The organism is Hallella seregens ATCC 51272 (assembly GCF_000518545.1).
GTDB lineage: Bacteria > Bacteroidota > Bacteroidia > Bacteroidales > Bacteroidaceae > Prevotella > Prevotella seregens.
Genome location: NZ_JADU01000025.1, coordinates 24,963 through 42,412, shown reverse-complemented (window position 1 = coordinate 42,412; position 17,450 = coordinate 24,963). Strand labels below are relative to the sequence as shown.

Annotated in this window: 12 protein-coding genes; 7 read left to right on the top strand and 5 right to left on the bottom strand. The window is 46.0% G+C overall.

Translation table 11 applies throughout. From position 1 onward, the window contains the following. Positions 1–124: 124 nt before the first annotated feature. Both L888_RS0108725 and L888_RS0108720 read right to left on the bottom strand, forming a co-directional pair. Positions 125–448, bottom strand: a complete 324-nt coding sequence (locus tag L888_RS0108725) for a hypothetical protein (protein ID WP_005843387.1) — start codon at positions 446–448, stop codon at positions 125–127. Between the two features lie 65 nt (positions 449–513). Next, on the bottom strand, positions 514–810 hold the full coding sequence (locus L888_RS0108720; RefSeq protein WP_005843385.1) for a winged helix-turn-helix domain-containing protein: 297 nt from the start codon (positions 808–810) through the stop codon (positions 514–516). A 645-nt stretch (positions 811–1,455) separates the two neighbouring features. Here L888_RS0108720 and L888_RS0108715 point away from each other — a divergent pair. The 7 genes from L888_RS0108715 (at position 1,456) to L888_RS0108685 (ending at position 7,269) form a co-directional block, all read left to right on the top strand. After that, positions 1,456–1,935, top strand: coding sequence for a hypothetical protein (locus tag L888_RS0108715; protein ID WP_004346458.1), 480 nt, complete (start codon positions 1,456–1,458; stop codon positions 1,933–1,935). Next, positions 1,922–2,320 (top strand): hypothetical protein, encoded by a 399-nt coding sequence (locus L888_RS0108710; RefSeq protein ID WP_023925234.1) that lies wholly within the window; start codon positions 1,922–1,924, stop codon positions 2,318–2,320. Before L888_RS0108715 ends, L888_RS0108710 begins: the two co-directional genes overlap by 14 nt. Continuing rightward, positions 2,317–4,383 carry a bifunctional DNA primase/helicase gene (locus L888_RS0108705; protein WP_027952612.1) on the top strand — a complete coding sequence of 689 codons (2,067 nt, stop codon included), beginning with the start codon at positions 2,317–2,319 and terminating at the stop codon, positions 4,381–4,383. Before L888_RS0108710 ends, L888_RS0108705 begins: the two co-directional genes overlap by 4 nt. Beyond that, a complete protein-coding gene (locus tag L888_RS0108700) occupies positions 4,371–4,679 on the top strand; it encodes a helix-turn-helix domain-containing protein (RefSeq protein ID WP_004365230.1) in 309 nt (102 codons plus the stop codon). Before L888_RS0108705 ends, L888_RS0108700 begins: the two co-directional genes overlap by 13 nt. Before the next feature lie 140 nt (positions 4,680–4,819). Beyond that, complete coding sequence (locus L888_RS0108695; protein WP_004378812.1) at positions 4,820–5,821, top strand: type IV toxin-antitoxin system AbiEi family antitoxin; 1,002 nt, start codon at positions 4,820–4,822, stop codon at positions 5,819–5,821. Further along, positions 5,799–6,653 carry a nucleotidyl transferase AbiEii/AbiGii toxin family protein gene (locus L888_RS0108690; RefSeq protein WP_004378811.1) on the top strand — a complete coding sequence of 285 codons (855 nt, stop codon included), beginning with the start codon at positions 5,799–5,801 and terminating at the stop codon, positions 6,651–6,653. The genes L888_RS0108695 and L888_RS0108690 overlap by 23 nt, the downstream gene beginning before the upstream one ends. Further along, positions 6,634–7,269, top strand: coding sequence for a PP2C family protein-serine/threonine phosphatase (locus L888_RS0108685; RefSeq protein ID WP_084567356.1), 636 nt, complete (start codon positions 6,634–6,636; stop codon positions 7,267–7,269). Before L888_RS0108690 ends, L888_RS0108685 begins: the two co-directional genes overlap by 20 nt. An 86-nt stretch (positions 7,270–7,355) precedes the next feature. Here the strand turns inward: L888_RS0108685 and L888_RS0108680 are convergent, their stop codons facing one another. The 3 genes from L888_RS0108680 to L888_RS0108670 form a co-directional block, all read right to left on the bottom strand. Then, positions 7,356–13,628, bottom strand: coding sequence for a helicase-related protein (locus L888_RS0108680; protein WP_027952610.1), 6,273 nt, complete (start codon positions 13,626–13,628; stop codon positions 7,356–7,358). Positions 13,629–13,720: 92 nt separating this feature from the next. Continuing rightward, positions 13,721–15,847, bottom strand: a complete 2,127-nt coding sequence (locus L888_RS0108675; protein WP_027952609.1) for a type IA DNA topoisomerase — start codon at positions 15,845–15,847, stop codon at positions 13,721–13,723. A gap of 20 nt (positions 15,848–15,867) precedes the next feature. Then, a complete protein-coding gene (locus L888_RS0108670; protein WP_027952608.1) occupies positions 15,868–17,271 on the bottom strand; it encodes a DUF4099 domain-containing protein in 1,404 nt (467 codons plus the stop codon). Between the last annotated feature and the right edge of the window lie 179 nt (positions 17,272–17,450).

Below are 17,450 nucleotides of genomic sequence, written 5' to 3'. Positions count from 1 at the left end.
CGAAAAGCCCGTAAACACGAGCTGATAAAGCCGTAAACACGGGCGGAAAAAGGCGTGGACGCGGACGAAAAAGGGCGTGTGGGGTGGATAGGAACCGTATTGACGGCCGAAGCCGGCTTTGTTTTCAGTCGAACAATGACGGGCCAAGAGGCGCATCGGGGACTGTGTCGGCAGTGTCTTTGGCTGTCTCCTCAAAACTGAGCAGCAGTTGCCGCGCACGGTCTGAGTTGGGATTCAGACGGTAGATGCCGCGCTGGGTGTGCTCAACGAGCGAGCTGGGGTATCTGCTGTTGGTGCGCAGGAATTGGACTACACGCATCCGCACCTCGTCGAGGTCGACGGGATGGAAAAAGCTGTTGCTGGCATTGTAGACATGCAGAATGAGCTTTTGCAGCGACATGCCTTGTTCGCCGGCCTCGGTCAGTATGCGCAGGATGGTTTCGTTCATGGGCCAAAAAGGGCCGCAACTCAACGGAACATCAAGCTGCGGCCCTCTTCTATCTCGAACTGTGCTTAGGCAAGAACCACCTTGCCCTCCAAGCCCTTCACCTTGCCTTCTTTCAGCAACCAGCCGATACCGAGCAAAACTTCTGCCTCTGTCTTGCCGGTCTTCTCGGCAAGCTCTGCTACAGACAGGGCGGTGCCTACTGCGGACAGGGCCTGATAAACGTCGCCCGCACGGAATCCGGCGTTCTCGGCGTCTACCAAAACTTCTGATTTCTTGGCTACTGACTTCTTGGTCGTTGTCTTCTTCTTGGCTGCAGTTGTCTTTTCTGCAACTTTCTTCTCTGCTGCTTTCTTTTCTGCCATGATTTAGTGAAACTATTAAATGAACTAATGAATGACTAACCGATTTATGATTTTCTGGGTACAAAATTAGCGTTTTTGCTGCGATTAACAGAGCATAAACGTGAAGAAAATGAGGCGATTAGGAGCTTTTCGCGTGCGAAACCCTGATTTATTGATTTAAATCAATGGTTTTTGCCTACGAGCTCAAACGGCAAGAGCATAAAAAAACCTTCGTGTTCGTCGAAGGCTTGCGGTGCGTACGGAACTTGAACTTGTTTCTGTAACACTCTGTATCACAACTATTTTTATTGGTCTCATTCATCTATGTAGCCAAATTGTAGCCACTATAGAGTATTTTGAGAATACTTAAATAATTCGCTCTACTGACATCACCTATGTCATTTCAGGTACAAAGGTACATAAAAAATGAACCACCGCCAAATATTTGATTGAAAATCTTTTAGAAAGATTCCGGCTACAATTTCAGTGCACGGTGCAAGCCCTTATATATAAAAGGGACTTGCACCGTGCACTGACGGTCTATCCGTGTGTGAAACAATAAAAAATGCAAATAGTATCATATTGCCAACATTGGCAATCCAATATTCTTAAAAAAGGTTTATTTCTTTGGAACTTTGCACCTATAAATCAAATAAACAAACAAATATGGATAAGAAGATGATACCTCAAAAGGGAGAGGGACGCTTGTTTATCGTGCTTCCCACTCTTGAAATCATGCTATCTTCTTGCGATAACAGCAAGATGAGAGCCCAAGTTGCCGGCATGGAGAATTCCAATTTCAGGAAGCATTGCAAGATGCAGACAGATTTGAGAATTGACACCTATACCAAATGCGCCTCCGCATTCGACATGGATGTACTTCTTTTGCATCTTCCCAAAGGAATGATAGAATCTTTGGTACATACCACCGAAGACAAAGACCATCGTTTCTTCACAATTGAGAAGGAAGACCTCATCTTTTTGTTGAACAGGCTCTGTCAGGTAGATCACAAAAGAATGATTCAACATATCATACTTCTTGCCAACCGTATAGTAAAAAAGCAAGACAACCTGTCTACATTTCGTGATTTAATGGCAGCTATTGAGGAACTTATCCAAAAACTGATGCGTGATGACAGAGAATAACATGCTTCCTACCGCCCTTTTGGAAGAAATACATTCCTTGAAAGAAAATATGGAACGGATTACAGGCTTCATCCTTGAACTGAAACAGGACTATGCCGTGTTGGAAGAAAAGATTGAGCTGAATTCTTCTGATGTCCTGCGACTTCTCGGCATATCCAGAGCTTCACTTGCGCGATGGAGAGACAGCAAGGTTGTCCCTTACCGTTATGTTTCCTGCAATCACGTGGTCTATCCCTTCAAAGGACTGTACATTGCAATCAAGACGGGACGTGCTTCCTTCAAAGGCTTTCGCAGGGTGGAAGCCTTGCAAAGGCTCAATGCCTACAAGGACGGTATACTGAAAGGATATATGGGAGACTCACAAATTCTGTTTGAGGAACTATGAACATTAAGGAAGAAATCTTGGAACACACAAACAGGGGACTTGAAGTCTTCAGTTTCTATATGCCGATTGACTTTGTTCCGAAACGGAATTTTCGGAATCCATTATATGAGGATAAAAGGGCATCCTGCAACATCTATCTTGATACAAAATCGCAATGCTACCGCATGAAAGATTTTGGGAACGAGGCATATTCGGGTGATTGTTTCTGGTTTGCAGCGACGATGCTTGGTCTCGATGTTCGATCGAATTTCAGAAAAGTGTTATTGACTATCATACAGGATCTAAACCTCAACATTACCGTGGATTTTAAGACTGATGAGAATAGAAAAACAAAATCTCCTAAGGACGTCCGTCTTGTTTCTCCAACACCAACCAATGCAAAAGAAAGGCTTTCCGAAAAGAAAAAGGTATTCAAACTATACGAACAACCATTTAATGCTGAGGAGTTGTCCTTTTGGCTGCGCTATGGGATAACAGACAGGATATTACAGCGGTATCACGTTAAGTCTCTGTTTCGTTATGAAACAATCTCTAATCAGGGAAAACCTTTTAGCTTGACTTCTACAAGGGAAGAACCAATGTTCTGTTATATGATGGGAGACTTTGTAAAGCTGTATCGTCCACAAAGTAAGTTACGCTTCCTTTACGGAGGGGATAAATTGAAAGATTATATCTTTGGTTTTGAGCAGTTACCAAGTAAAGGGGACGTTTTATTTATCACCGGTGGAGAGAAAGATGTATTGTCACTATCTTCACATCACTTTAATGCCATCTGCTTCAATAGCGAAACTGCCTCCATTCCTGAGCCTATTATCGAAAGCCTGCAACTACGATTTAGACACATCGTTCTGCTTTATGATACGGATGAAACCGGACTACGAGAAGCAGAGAGGCAAGCCAAGCTGTTGGAACCATACCATGTGTTTTATCTGAGACTATCTTTGCAAGGTACAAAAGCAGAAAAAGACATTTCTGATTTTTTTGCTTTGGGAAAGACAGAAAAGGATTTAACTTCTTTACTGACAGAAAAACTTTCAAGTATATATACCCATACAATTATGATGCTGCAATCATGTGAAATAGACTATGACAATCCTCCTGATGCTTCAAAGTCCGTTGTGGCAGTAAATGGTGTGCCACTGGGTACGCAGGATAATCTGTTCTGCATTACCGGAGGTGAGGGTACGGGCAAGAGCAACTATGTGGGTGCTATCCTTGCCGGAGCGTTGGGAGAAAAACGATTGCCGATAGAGAAGACCTTGGGATTGGAGATTACCGCCAATCCCAAAGGCTTGGCGGTCCTACACTATGACACGGAACAGTCCGAGGCACAGTTGCACAAGAACTTGGGTAAGACACTGCGTAGGGCTTCTTTGACGGCAGTGCCGGAATTTTACCACTCCCTGTATCTTGCCTCGCTCTCCCGTAAGGACCGCCTTAAACTTATCCGTGAGAGTATGGATTTGTTCCATCACAGGCATGGAGGTATCCATCTCGTGGTGATTGACGGAATAGCCGACTTGATACGTTCTGCCAATGACGAAACAGAAAGTATTGCCATTGTGGATGAGCTTTACCGTTTGGCAGGGATTTATAATACCTGTATCATCTGCGTGCTTCACTTTGTGCCTAACGGCATTAAGCTGCGCGGGCATATCGGCTCGGAACTTCAACGCAAGGCAGCGGGAATTCTTTCCATAGAGAAAGATGACAATCCCGAATACTCGGTCGTAAAAGCATTGAAAGTCCGTGACGGAAGTCCGTTGGACGTACCGATGATGCTTTTCGGCTGGGATAAGGCTGAGGACATGCACGTCTATCGTGGCGAGAAGTCTAAAGAGGACAAGGAAAAGCGCAAGACTGATGAACTCATTGCCGTTGTCAAAGAAGCCTTCCGAAATTCTTTCAAGCTCACTTACCAAGAACTTTGTGAGGTTCTGATGCGAGAGATGGAAATCAAGGACAGGACCGCAAAGAAATATATTGCCTATATGAAAGAGCAGCGTATTTTGATACAAGATACAAGTGGGAATTATCAAAAAGGAGAATTATGCCATACTTAGATCAACAGCCAGAAGATACATGGCAGAAACGCCTGTTTGATAAACTGAAGAATATGGAAGACAAGCTCGACCGTCTGCTTGTCCTACGGGAACAAGAAGTAGATACGACCATTCACCCTCCATTGAAACCCGAATACTTGGATATCATAGATGTCTCCAAAATTTTGAAGGTGGAACAAAAGACCATTTACAACTGGGTTTGGGCTGGAAAAATTCCTTATCTTAAAGCCAATGGCAGATTACTTTTCCTTCGGAAAGAGATAGATGAAATGCTACGGAAACAAGGGAACTGGTAGGCACCCGTTCATTATTTAATGCTTGTTCAACAAAATTGAACAAGCATTAAATAATGAACGAAAAAATTTGCAGTTTGATTTTTGTTCACTATCTTTGCAGTGTTCAATCCTATTGAACGACTATAAATATTGAACAAGATATGTACGGAATACAGATTATAGATCAGGCGGTTAGTGCGATAAGGAGACAGTGGGAGGATTCTCAAGATGTCATAATCGATGCGCTTCAGCCGGAAACGCCTTCGATGGAACAATACGTCAGAATTATGGGCATAGAGTTCCGATGCCTTGTTGAAAATGAGATAAATGGAACAAATATCCTGCGCATTGAAGAAAAATCAAAGAGCTGTATGGGGACTTACAAGGGACCTGTCATATTGGTTGCAAGATATGTACAGCCATCTGTCTATGGAACTTTGCGTAAAATGGAACTTAACTTTGCTGACACGGCAGGTAACTACAATATACAGTACACGAAGGGCAGGAAAGTGATATTCCACCTTTCTCACACAGGGGAGAAAGCCCCTGTGAATAACAACAAAAACTATCCTATATTCCAAGAAGCAGGCCTGAAGGTAATCTTTTATCTCTTGCAAGCTCCTGAGAATGTGGGCAAATCTTTTCGGGAAATCAAGGAGTATAGTGGAGTTTCGATAGGTACTGTCAAAAATGTGATTGATGAATTGGAAGTCCGTAAGTTTATTCTCGTAACTCAGAAGAAAAGAGTTCTGAAAAAACGTCGTCTTTTGCTCGATTTATGGTCGGAAAACTATCATCAGATATTAAAGCCCAAGTTGCTGTTGAAGCAGCTGGATTTTCGGACACCGGAACAAAAAGAAAAATGGGAAGAAATAGCATTGCCAAATGGTATGTTATGGGGTGGAGAGTGTGCATCTAATTTATTGAATGGTTACCTTACTCCGGAACTTTTTGAACTCTATACAGAGACATCTTTTTCCAATCTGATGAAGACTGGCGCAACACGGACTACCGAAGGAGTTATTTATGTATATCAGAAGTTTTGGAAAGGCGATGTAATGCCCTGCATTTTGATATATGCCGATTTAGTAAGTAGCGGAGACAGCCGTTGTATTGAAGCTGCAAATAAATTATTAAAAGATGAACTTTCAGATTTCGAGTAAGAAGATTGGCAACCCCCTGTTGGTTGAACTGCTAAGAAAAGTCAGTCATTGTTTTGCTGAGATTGGGCAGGATTTCTTTGTTATCGGGGCTACTGCGCGAGATATTTTAATTCGGCAGTTAGTAGGTATAAGTTCAGGGAGAAAGACGAGGGATTTAGACCTCGCCATAGCCATTCCCGATTGGGATGCATTCGAAGAGATTAAGCGGGCATTATTAGCACAAGGGTTTCAAAAAGACGGACAGATGTATCAACGGTTCTATGATGGCGACTACGAAATGGACATAGTACCATACGGAGATATAGAAAGAGAAGATGGATACATATACTGGCCTCCTGAGGAGGATATAGCTATGTCCGTTAAGGGGTTTGCTGATGTGCTGAGTGGTGCTATTACCGTAACGATTGACAATGAATTCGACATCAAGATAGCATCGTTGCATGGATTATTTGTATTGAAGTTCAATGCTTGGTTAGACAGGAATATCCAAACGAATAAAGATGCCGTAGATATGGCATTCATTCTGGAAAACTATTTCATTGCTAACTTGAATAGGAACTTGCATGCAGAAGTGTATGATTGGGAAGACTTTGATGAGATTGTTGTCGGAGCTTATTGGCTTGCTTATGACATTGTCGGATTTCTATCAAAAGAGCATCTTTTCCACTATGAGCAATGTCTGCGGAATGAGATAGAGAAAAGAGAAAATAGCAGGCTGATACAACAGGTTATAGATAGTAGCAGTGTTTTTTCTTATGAGAAACTGCTCCTCGCATTTCAAAAAATGATTGCCGTATTTGATAAAGTTTTGCATGGTGAAGATTCAGATTGAAAGCTTAAGTATTCCGGCTGGTAAAGAAAATGGAGATTACATTCTCCAACGAGAATTTCCTAATGGAGCAACACTCATTCTACTTGCAGATGGGATGAGTGGTTTGTCGTTGCCGGAAAGTGCTTCAAAAATTGTTTGCGAAGCTATCTCAGAATATTTTGTAAAAACCGATATAATTGATTGTACGGAACATATCCTCAGGAGCATCAAATATGCTGATGAGCGTTTGGCTGCTTTTTGCAAGGAGAAGAAATCCAAGATGGGTTCGGCTTTACTTCTTGTATATATCAGTGATGCTATGCTCTTCTACACATCTTTGGGAGATGTGCGCCTATACTATCGAGACAAACAAGGAGAAGTAACTCAACTAACAAACGATGATACCATTATGCAAGGAGCAGACACTTATCTGACAACTTGCATTGCGGGAAGAGGTTTTAGAAACCCCATTCAGGTTCAACGTTTGCCATTGAACATGGGTGATTCTCTGCTGCTTTGTAGTGATGGCTATTACAAAGTTCATGATATTCCCCATTGTTTTCACCATAAAGAGCAGACACCTCCAACATTGGTAGATGACGACAGCTCTGTTGTCAGAATAGAAATTATACAATGAATCTGTCAAATTCTCTGATACGGTTTCTCAAAAGCGTCAAACACTTTATTTCAAGTACTTGGCGCTTTTCGATACAATAAGACATTCTACATCTTCCACTTTGGTTTTGAGATAATAACTTTGCTCGTAATGTCATTGTTGTCGGATACATTCTGCTGACTATTGTTCTTGGGAGATGTGGGCAAAGGTATGTTGTCTGTGTTTTTTGAGAATGAATTCTTATAAGAACGGGGTTCTGATATATCATCTACTGATTTACTTTGCTGTATGGCACCATGCTGTGCCTCTTGCCCTATATCCTCTTTTTCCTCCTCCGGTGGAGCAAGGGTAAGTGCAATTCGCCTATCCAGTTCGGCTGCCTCGCCTTTGAGCGTGCGAAGCTCTTCTTCCTTTTTCCAAGAGCTGCCCGCAATGTTGGTGTAAACGTCTTTATTGGCTGCGACCTTTTCCATCTCCTTTTCGTGCGACTCTATTACCTTCGGGATACGCTCCAAGGCATTGATAAAGTTCTGGCAAGCAAGTTTCGGATCGGATGCCAGCTTACCGTTATTATAGGTATAGTAGATACTCTCCTGCCCCTTCACAAAGAAACGATTTACAGAGCAATCAAACAAGTCCTTGGAAGTGCTCTCCGTCTTAACCATAATAGAAAAGCCATAAATCTCACCGATTTTGTTGTATTCCCCCTTGGTGCGTGCTTTCTCGTCTATTTCCTGCAGACGTGCAGCAATGGCCTTGATATCGGTGCTGTCTTCCACACCTTTGATAGTCAGCTTATTGATAGGCACACCTTCCTCATCACGCTCCACACGCTTCTCAAAGAGAGCCAAGTCAGACTGTGCCTCCTTGACTTTGTCTGTATGGAAAGACACGGAACTCTCAATCTCTGCCAGCTTGCCCGTTGCGGCATCACGCTCACGGAGAAAGTTCTTGCGCTCTGATTCCAAGGTGGTAATCTTCTTATCCAATCTTGCTTTTTCCAAAAGGTCGGTATTGCCTGAAAGTACTGCTACATATTCTGAAAAGTTCATACCGCTGTCCTCGTCCATCGATCCCTCGTCAATGGTACGGCTCCCTAAAGTGTTCGTCTTTAACTGGTTGATGAAAAGCTGCTTGTTGTGCAGCAGGTTGAACTTGTAACTGTCCAACGAGCGTTCCACGGCATAAATAATCACATCGACCTTGTTGTCGGCAAACTCCTTGGCAACAAGATTACCTTTACGGATGGCACGCCCGTTACGCTGCTCTAAGTCCGATGGTCGCCACGGCGTGTCAAGTTGATGGACCGCTACTGCCCGCTGCTGTGCGTTCACACCCGTGCCCAACATGGATGTAGAACCGAAGATGATACGGATGTCGCCTCGGTTCATGGCATCGACCATTGCTTTCTTTGCTTTCTCGTTCTTGCACTCCTGAATAAAACGTATCTCGTATGCCGGGATATGGTAGTCCTCCACCAGCTTTCTCTTGATTTCCGAATAGACGTTCCATTCGCCAGGCTTGTAAGTACCTAAATCAGAGAAAACGAACTGCGTACCTTTCTGTGCATCGTACTTTTGGTAATAGTCATTGAGCAGCTTGGCGCAGTGGCTTGCCTTGTTGTCAATATGATCTGAGTACGCATTTTCATCAATCATGCGTAAATCAAGGCTCATCTTGCGGGCGTAGTCTGTTGCGATGAGCATTTTTGCCCTTTCCTCGCTCTCACTCAGTGGTGCTCGTCCCAAGATTGTGGCATCGCCACTCTTGGCAAACTCCATCAGTTTGCCGATAAAAACCTCCTGCTCGGGCGTGGGCGGTATGTTGTGCAGTATCTCATTCTTCTCCGGGCGGTCGATGCCGATGTCCTTTGCCGTACGGAAGTCGCAAATCTCCGCATAGAACGAGGCAAGCTCCGGTACCTTGATAAAGGTGCGGAACCGCTCTTTCTGAATGATGTCGTTTGTGATGGAGAACTCATAGTCAGTTGATTTCTTGGCAAAGACTGCTGCCCAAGCATCAAAACTGTTGATACCCTGTTTTTCTAATGCCTGCGGACGGAGATACTTGAACAGAAGATACAACTCCGTCAGGCTATTGGAAATGGTCGTTCCCGAAAGGAAAGTCGCTCCTAAGTCCTTGCCCGACCGCTCCTGTATGGTGCGTATGGCAAAGAGCATATTGAGGGCTCTCTGTGAGCCGTCGGGATTGCCCAAGCCCGACACACGGTCGTGACGGGTGTTGAACATCAGGTTCTTGAATTGATGGCTTTCATCGACAAAGAGGTGGTCGATACCCATCATCTTGAAATCCACAGCATCGTCCTTACGCTCAGCGATGCTATCCTGTATGTTCTGCAACTTGGCTTCAAGCGTCTGCTTGCGCTTCTCCAATCCTTTGAGCATCCCACGGGAGATGTCTCTTCCTTGTTGTCGCAACACTTCGAGATTCTCTTCCACGGAGTCCAGTTCCTTTTGCATAATCGCTTCCTGTATCTCCAAGGCCTGCGGTATCATACCGAACTGTTCATGTGTAAGTATAATACAGTCCCAATCGTTGTTCTTGATGTCGTTGAAAATACGCTGGCGGTTCTGCTTATTAAAATCATTCTTGCCTGGATAGAGTACCTTAGCATTGGGATAAGCTTTCCTAAAGGTATCAGCAATGTCGAATACGTTTGCCTTCAGACCGATAATCATCGGCTTGTTTGCCAGTCCCAATCGCTTCATCTCGTAGGCAGCCGTACACATGATGAGTGTCTTACCCGCTCCCACCTCGTGATCACAGATGCCGCCACCGTTGGTTTTGAGCATCCACACGGCATCCTTCTGGCTCTTGTAAAGGTCGGCAATACCCAATCGTTTGAGGTCAAGATCGGGAAACATCTGGTGCGTACCGTCAAAGTTGGGTCGCACAAAACAGTTGAAAAGGCGGTTGTACCTGTCGGAGAGTTGCTGTTTGAAGGTATCAGGTGTGTGTCCGAGCCAATCGACAAAGCCCTGTCTGATTTCCTCAATCTTGGCATTTGCCATCTGTATGGCATGTCCGTCCCTTACTTTGATGGTCTTGGTCTCTCCCGTAACCTTGTCCGTCACCTCCTTGCTCTTGTTGATGTCGGGAATGGTATTGTGTAGGGCATACTTCAGGAGATTGATACCGTCATAGCGGCGGAACTCTCCTTGTACGGCATACTTGTGCCAGATATTGGCATTCTTTCGGTCGCAGACAATGCTGTATTCGTCCATATTGGAATGATAGGACACGCTAATTTCCGTCCCGAAAAACTCCGAAGCGAACCTACCATAGACTTTGGCAGGTATCCAGCGTTCACCAAGGTTGAAGTCCAAATCGGCAAAGGGAATGGGCGTAGGTGTGGCTGCACGTAGGGCGGCAAGGCTTAGCTTGGCTTCCTCGTGTCCGGGGTGGTCCAAGAGCCACGACTCGATACGTTCCGCCTTTTCAATCACGTTACCCGAAATGAACTTGTCCGCCACCTCATAACCGCCCTCTTCGGGATTGTAGAAGATGCGTCCCTCCAGAGCTGAAATGATGTCGCTCTCTTCCATATCGGGTAGCAGGGAACTCATATAGTCGAGTTCCACCGAGCCATACTTGTTGAGCGATGCACCGAGTGCTTCCATCGGGTCAGCTGCGACGGTCAGTTCGGTGGTGGTGAATGCCGTGGGATGGTCAAAGATGTCCGCCTTGATATATTTACCGTTCTCGGAACGTTCCAAGAACAGTATCTCCATGCCCGTGGCGTCCATCTTGATGATGTCGGTATTCGTCTTCTGGTTAAAATAGCCCCAGCGTAGGACATAGCCGTCATAAAGTCGGTTGAGTTTCTCGCGTTCTTCCTTGTCCTCTGCTTGATTGTTCGCTTCATAGTCATACAGTCTGTGATAACTATCCCTGATGTCGATATATGCCTTGAGCCGTGAGAGTTGTGAATAAGGCAAGTCCATCGGATTGAAGGTGGGATGCCGCTTCAAATCAGAAAGAAAACCGACCTGCCCCTTCTGCACGACAATGGAGCCGTCCCTCAAATGCGAATCGGGCGATGAGAGAAAGGGACGGGGTGAGGAATCAAACTCCTTTTTCACCTCCGCTATCGGTTGTGGTTTTCGCTCTTCGGCTTCATTCATGAAGTCAAAGAGAGATGGCTCACGATATGAGGGGGAGATGATCTTCTTATTGCCCTTTCCTCTGGTTTTACGCCCTGGAGTGACTGTAGGTTGTTTTTCGCTCTCCTTTCCTGCTTTGTTTTCCGGTTGCTTTTGAGCTGTCTGCACCTGCGATTTTGGAGCTTCTTTAATCTCGCTGTTCACGCGCGTTACTTCCTGCGTCCAGAGATTGTATTCCTCCGGAGCGAACAGTGAAGGCTGCTCCGTTTCCTGTCGCTCGTCCATGCCGTTCATCACCGGATGATGGTCATCGTCGAAATAGACCATCTGGCCGTTCATCTCCCGTGGAGACTCCACATCGGTACGGATTTCCTTCACATCCTGCTCATACTGACGGTGAAGAGTCAATGTAGGCACGCCTTCAGGAGCAGGCTCATAGGAAATGTGGTCGATAGCCTGCACGATTTGCCTATTAGCCTTTTCCCTGACTTGCTCCCCAGCCTTTTCTACTTGAACTTCCTCCTTGTCCTCTTCCGTGGAGAGCTTCTCCTCCATTGGCTGAGCCAGAACTGTCGGCTCGGCTTTTTTCTTGATTTCCTCAATAATCGGCTCCTTGGTGTATTGTCCTTGGACAATCTCCTCCAGTTCTGCAATCTCGTGCAGTTTCTTGGGGCTAAAATATAAGTCTCGCTCAATGCCTAACCCATGTATCTTGACTTCCTCCATTTCGTCAAGCGACATATTGCCCAGTTCCCAACCATAGCCCATCGTGACAGCACCGAAACCGATGCGGGTCTTCGGGTCGTACTCCAAGAGGTAGGCCGTATATGCCCCCATCGGGAAGAAATAGCGTGCGTAGGCTATTTTATCGCCAATGAGTTCCTTCTCCGTGCTGTATAGTTTGGGCAATTGTTTCCTGATGCTGTCGGGCATGAGATTATAGGCGTTATCCGCCTCCTTGTCCGTTTTTGGCTCCTCGTTGGGCAAATCAACCGTTATACCCAACTTCTGCAGTTGTTTCTCCACTTCTTTCTGTCGTTCCTCTTCCGTCATCGGTATGCCAGTTTCATAGAGCTTTCGGTCAAAGCGTTGCTCAAATTCCAAGGAGAGTTGTGTTCTGATACTCTCCGCCATATCATCAATGCTGCCATCGAAGCGATACTCCCATGCAGGTTTGCCGTATGGGTCCCTGCCCATCGTGCGTTCCGTGGCAATGGTGCGGTGGGCTATGTCCTTCCATTCACCATCAAAGAGCGAGTTGTGCTTGAATACGACAGAGGAACCTTCGGCTATGGGAACAGACACAGAAGCTACGAACTGCTGTTCGATGCCCTCGCCGATGGTCTTGCCCGACTGCTTTTGCAGGACGATGAGGTCGCTGCCGACTTCCGTTCCTGCATTCTCAGAGAACATACCCGACGGCAGGCGGAGAGCGGAGATAAGCCGGCTGTTCTGCATCAGATAACGGCGGATGGCTTCGTTCTTCGGGCTGTCCAGCACACCCTGCGAGGTGATGAATGCCATCAGCCCACCTTCTTTAATGCAGTCCAGCCCCTTTACAAAGAAGTAATTGTGGATGGCTCGTGTGGATTCGCGTTTGAGAATGTCCTTGCCCTTGCTGTACTCACGGTCATAGACCATGAAATCACCAAAGGGAATGTTACTCGTTATTAGGTCGTACTTATCCTTATCCTCAAATTCCCCGATGGCTTCAAAAGGGACTTGGCGGACAATGATATTGCCTTGCCCATAAGGATAAATGGCTTGTGAGATACGGGCTGTGAGCAGGTCTTTCTCCATTGCATCGACCATACCGGCCTTTTTCGCAAAGGTCTCAGTAAAAGCTCCCATGCCTGCCGACGGATCCAAGCATCGACGTATGGGAACATCTACTGAAGAGAGTGCGTCTGCAATGGCATTGACGATACGGGTGTCAGTATAAAAGGACGTGAGCACGCTTGCCTTGATGCTCTCCCAATACCGCTTGGCAGTGTTGGCATCTAAGGCTTCACGATAAATCATCTGCTTGAGCCTTTGGGTAGGCTCGAAGAGGTGTTGCTCCGACTTGCTCCAATAGCGAATGTCATCGGGACTGTCGCATCGATTCAGTACGCATTTCAAGCCACCGAAGCCCTGATAGTTCCGCAAGATACTTTTCTCAGCTTCGGTGGCTTCACGGCGTTCTTTCTCCAGGCGCAAGACCACACGGATGGCTTCCGTGTTGGCTTGCAGGACTTCTTTCTTATTGTATGCCATAAGGTATAACTTTTTCTATTATGGGAATAACTACTCTGATACCAAAGCTTGACCGTAATGTCAGACTTTAGTATCAGAAATGAAGTAGTATGCTATTTCCGTTTTTTGTTTTGTTCAAACTCAAAGGTGGTGGTATAATCGTCCTTCAAGACCAGTCGGGCGTTGAACTTCTTGCCTGCCTTGCCGGTCAGCCCTTTAAGGATAGGCGTACGACCGGAACTTATCAAGTCACGGATATTATCTTCAGAGAGAAGTATGCCGCAGACTTCACGAAACACATGGAAGCCACAGGTTTCATGCCTGCACTTGGCTACCTTGGCATAGATACCGATACTTTGCTGTCCGCATTTTGGGCAGCGGTAAACAGGATAGGACTTTTGTTCGGGAGTAAGTGAAAGGAGTTCCTCACAGATGGTACTTACATAAGAGTTGATGCCTTGTGAGAACTTATCAGATGGCATCTTTCCTGCTTCAATAGCGGCAAGGGCAAGTTCCCAACTGCCTGTCATCTCCGCATTGGCTATCTTCTTATCCTTGACAATCTCATAGACAGCTAGGCCTTTTTCTGTCGGTATGATGGCTTTCTTGTCCCTTCGGATATAATCACGGAGAATAAGCGTCTCGATGATGTTGGCACGGGTGGCAGGTGTTCCGATACCACACTCTGCCATCGCTTTCTTACTCTCTGCATTTTCGACCTCTTTTCCGGCGTTCTCCATCGCAGAAAGCAGTGTCGCTTCTGTGTAGAGCGGTTTAGGTTTAGTCTTATGCTCGGTTATTTCAGCAGAAACAAGTGGCAAAACCTCTCCCTCCGTTAGACCAGGCAATGAAGACAAAACCTGTTCGTCATCATATTCTCTCTTTTCTGCTTCCGCTTCTTTACCTTTCTGTACGGCTTTCCAACCCAAGGAAATTTGTCGGTATGCCTTCCAAGTAAAGGTGTTGGTGCCATCCGTGAACCGTACCTGCATGCGTTCTTCCTCTGAATCGGGGGAAAAGGTTTCTATGAAGCGATTGACTACCATTTGATAGACAGTTGTTTCCTCTGTCGACAATCCTGATGGTGTTTCACCTGTCGGTATGATGGCGTGGTGGTCGGTAACCTTGGTATTGTCCACAGAATGGCGGTTAAGTGGATTTGATAGTGGCATGCCTATCTTGCGCAGCAGGACGGGTACTTCCTCGAAGACATCCTCGCTGATGTATCGGCTGCCTGTGCGGGGATAGGTCGTGATTTTTTTCTCATAGAGGCTCTGAGCAATTGAGAGGGTCTTGTCTGCAGAAAAGCCGTGGCGTCTGTTGGCTTCCTTCTGCAAGGCAGTAAGGTCGTACAAGAGTGGTGGCGATGTATGCGTTACCTTTATTCGCCCATGCTCATCAACCCGTCTTGCGACCGATTCAACTTTAAGCCGGCTCTGACTGCGAAGCGTAGCGAGGGCAGTCTGTGCCGATGCTTCACTCTCATAGTCGGTAATGCCAATGGCTTTCAGCGACACGCCCTCTTTCTCCATCAGGGCGGAGAGTTTCCAATAGGGTACGGAAGAAAAATCACGGTTCTCTATGTACCGACGGCAGACCATAGCGAGGGTTGGAGTCTGTACCCGTCCCAACGAATAGCCTCCCCTGCGGGCAATGGAAAGGGCACGGCTTGCATTGATACCTACCAGCCAGTCGGCTTCGCTTCTTGCCTTGGCAGAATGATAGAGGTTGTCGTAATGGCTTCCCGGTTTGAGATTAGAAAGCCCTTCACGGATAGCCTTATCGGTGAGTGAACTTATCCAAAGTCTTTCGAAAGGCTTTTTGCAATCAAGATATTGATAGATATAGCGGAAGATGAGTTCACCCTCCCGTCCTGCATCAGTAGCGACGATGATACGGTCCGCCTTGTCAAAGCAGGAACGTATCACCTTGAGTTGCTTCAATGCTGCAGGGTCTGATATATACTCCTTGTCCTTACGTACTTGTCGTACCACTAACTGAAAGGTATTGGGACGAATGGGCAGGTCTTCAGCTTTATAGGCAGAAAAACCATAGGCTTCGGGCATGGCAAGGGCTATGAGGTGTCCCATTGCCCAAGTAACGACATAGTCGCTGCCTTCCAATTGAAAATCGGTGGACGGAGTGGAAGCCAAATATCCGTCCTGCTTGCCATTTGCCCCTACGATGCGGGCAATATCTCTGGCTACCGAGGGTTTCTCGGCGATAATACAAGTTGTCATAGTGTTGAATGGTTTTAAGGTTATAGCTTACGTCCACGGGACTTCTTCTGCTTACTTTCGTCTTGTTTCTGCTTTTGGGCAGCAGTAGGCTGTGTCTGTCCCGTTTTCAGCGGTTCTTTCACGTTCTTGGTAGCTTCATTCGTCTTGCCGTGGTTGTTCACGGCTACCTGCGTTTTGTGTTCTTCGGCTACGGCAACCACCTTTTCTTTGCCGGTTTCCTGCTTCTTGTCAGGATTCCACTTGTAAAAACGTGGTCTATTCTGTTCCTTGTCCATGCGAACGTATGCGTTGAAAGGTTGCCCTTGTTTATCCACCATATTCTTTAGATATAGTGTACGACCGCTATCCAAGGCTTCACGCTGCTTGTCGGATAGTTCCAGCCCGCAGAGCTTACGGGGTGCGCCTTGCTGCTGTGTCTGCTGCTGGCGTTCCTTAAATCCACGGTTATTGTCAAAGATGAACTCAATGCCTTTCTTCTCTGCATTGACCTGAAGCGTAGCATTAAAAGACTTGCCGCTCTTGGCAGTCATACCTTCCACTTTCACGGCTTTGCCTTCCACAAGGTCTTTATACTGAGCGTCAGAAAGGGTTACACCCTTGATTTCCTTAGGGATGTTCACACGGTCGGCACGCAGGGTTATGATTTCATTCGTCTGCGGGTCAATAGAAACGTATGCAGAGAAAGGTTCGGCGTTCTTGGGTGTTACCTCGATGGTTTTACCGAGATTGCCCGTAGTGAGAAGTGCCTCCTTTTCTTCGGGAGAGAACTTGTAGCCCATATAGGGAAAGTCAAGCTGTGGTTCTTTTCTCAAAGGATGAATTGCCAAACCGATATTGCCGTTATCGTCCGTGCGGAACGCAAGGCGGGCTTCGGTATAGATAGTAGTGTCTCCAATAGGTACGGCAATCGTTAAGAGATTACTCTTCTGCCAATTGAGCATTTTGTCCAATTCTCCACTCTGTTCTAATCGCTCACGGGTAAGTCCAAGATTATCGAGTTGCTTCCAATCAATCTTCGACTCATCGATGGCGGTAGCATTCTTCTGCTGGGGCAGGTAATCCTCAAAGGGCACTCCTATCTCTGCCAGTTGCTGTTTGCTTTCTGGCTTCTCTCGGTTTTGTAGCATAGTGCGCAGGTTGCCCACGCCCTGTTCCACGTTGTCTGCCACGACCTTGTACAACCCGAAATGAGTCGGGTTATTAAACTGCTTGAGGAAATTGGTCATGAAGTTCTTCAGCAAGCCGTCTTTGTTGTTGAATTTCAAAAACGCTGCTTGATTGGCAGCTGTGGCTTCCGTTGTTTGGAGTTTTCCCTTGTCGTCAATACCCGATACAACAGAAAGTTTGCCCGCTTCCTGCTCGTTCTTCACTTCCGTGCGGTCTTCCAAGACCAGCACATAGTTGTCATTGCTGTTTGATTCCATTGCTTAATAATTTTAATGATGAATACTGTTATCAAGCAGCTAAATTATAGGTATATGAAGAGATTGAAAAACTTTTGGGAAAAGCGGGAAATACAGGGAAAAAACAAGAAGCCATCATCCGAATCTGTATGGAAAGTGGATAATGGCATGTTATAAGTAAATATGAGCGTTTCTTGTGG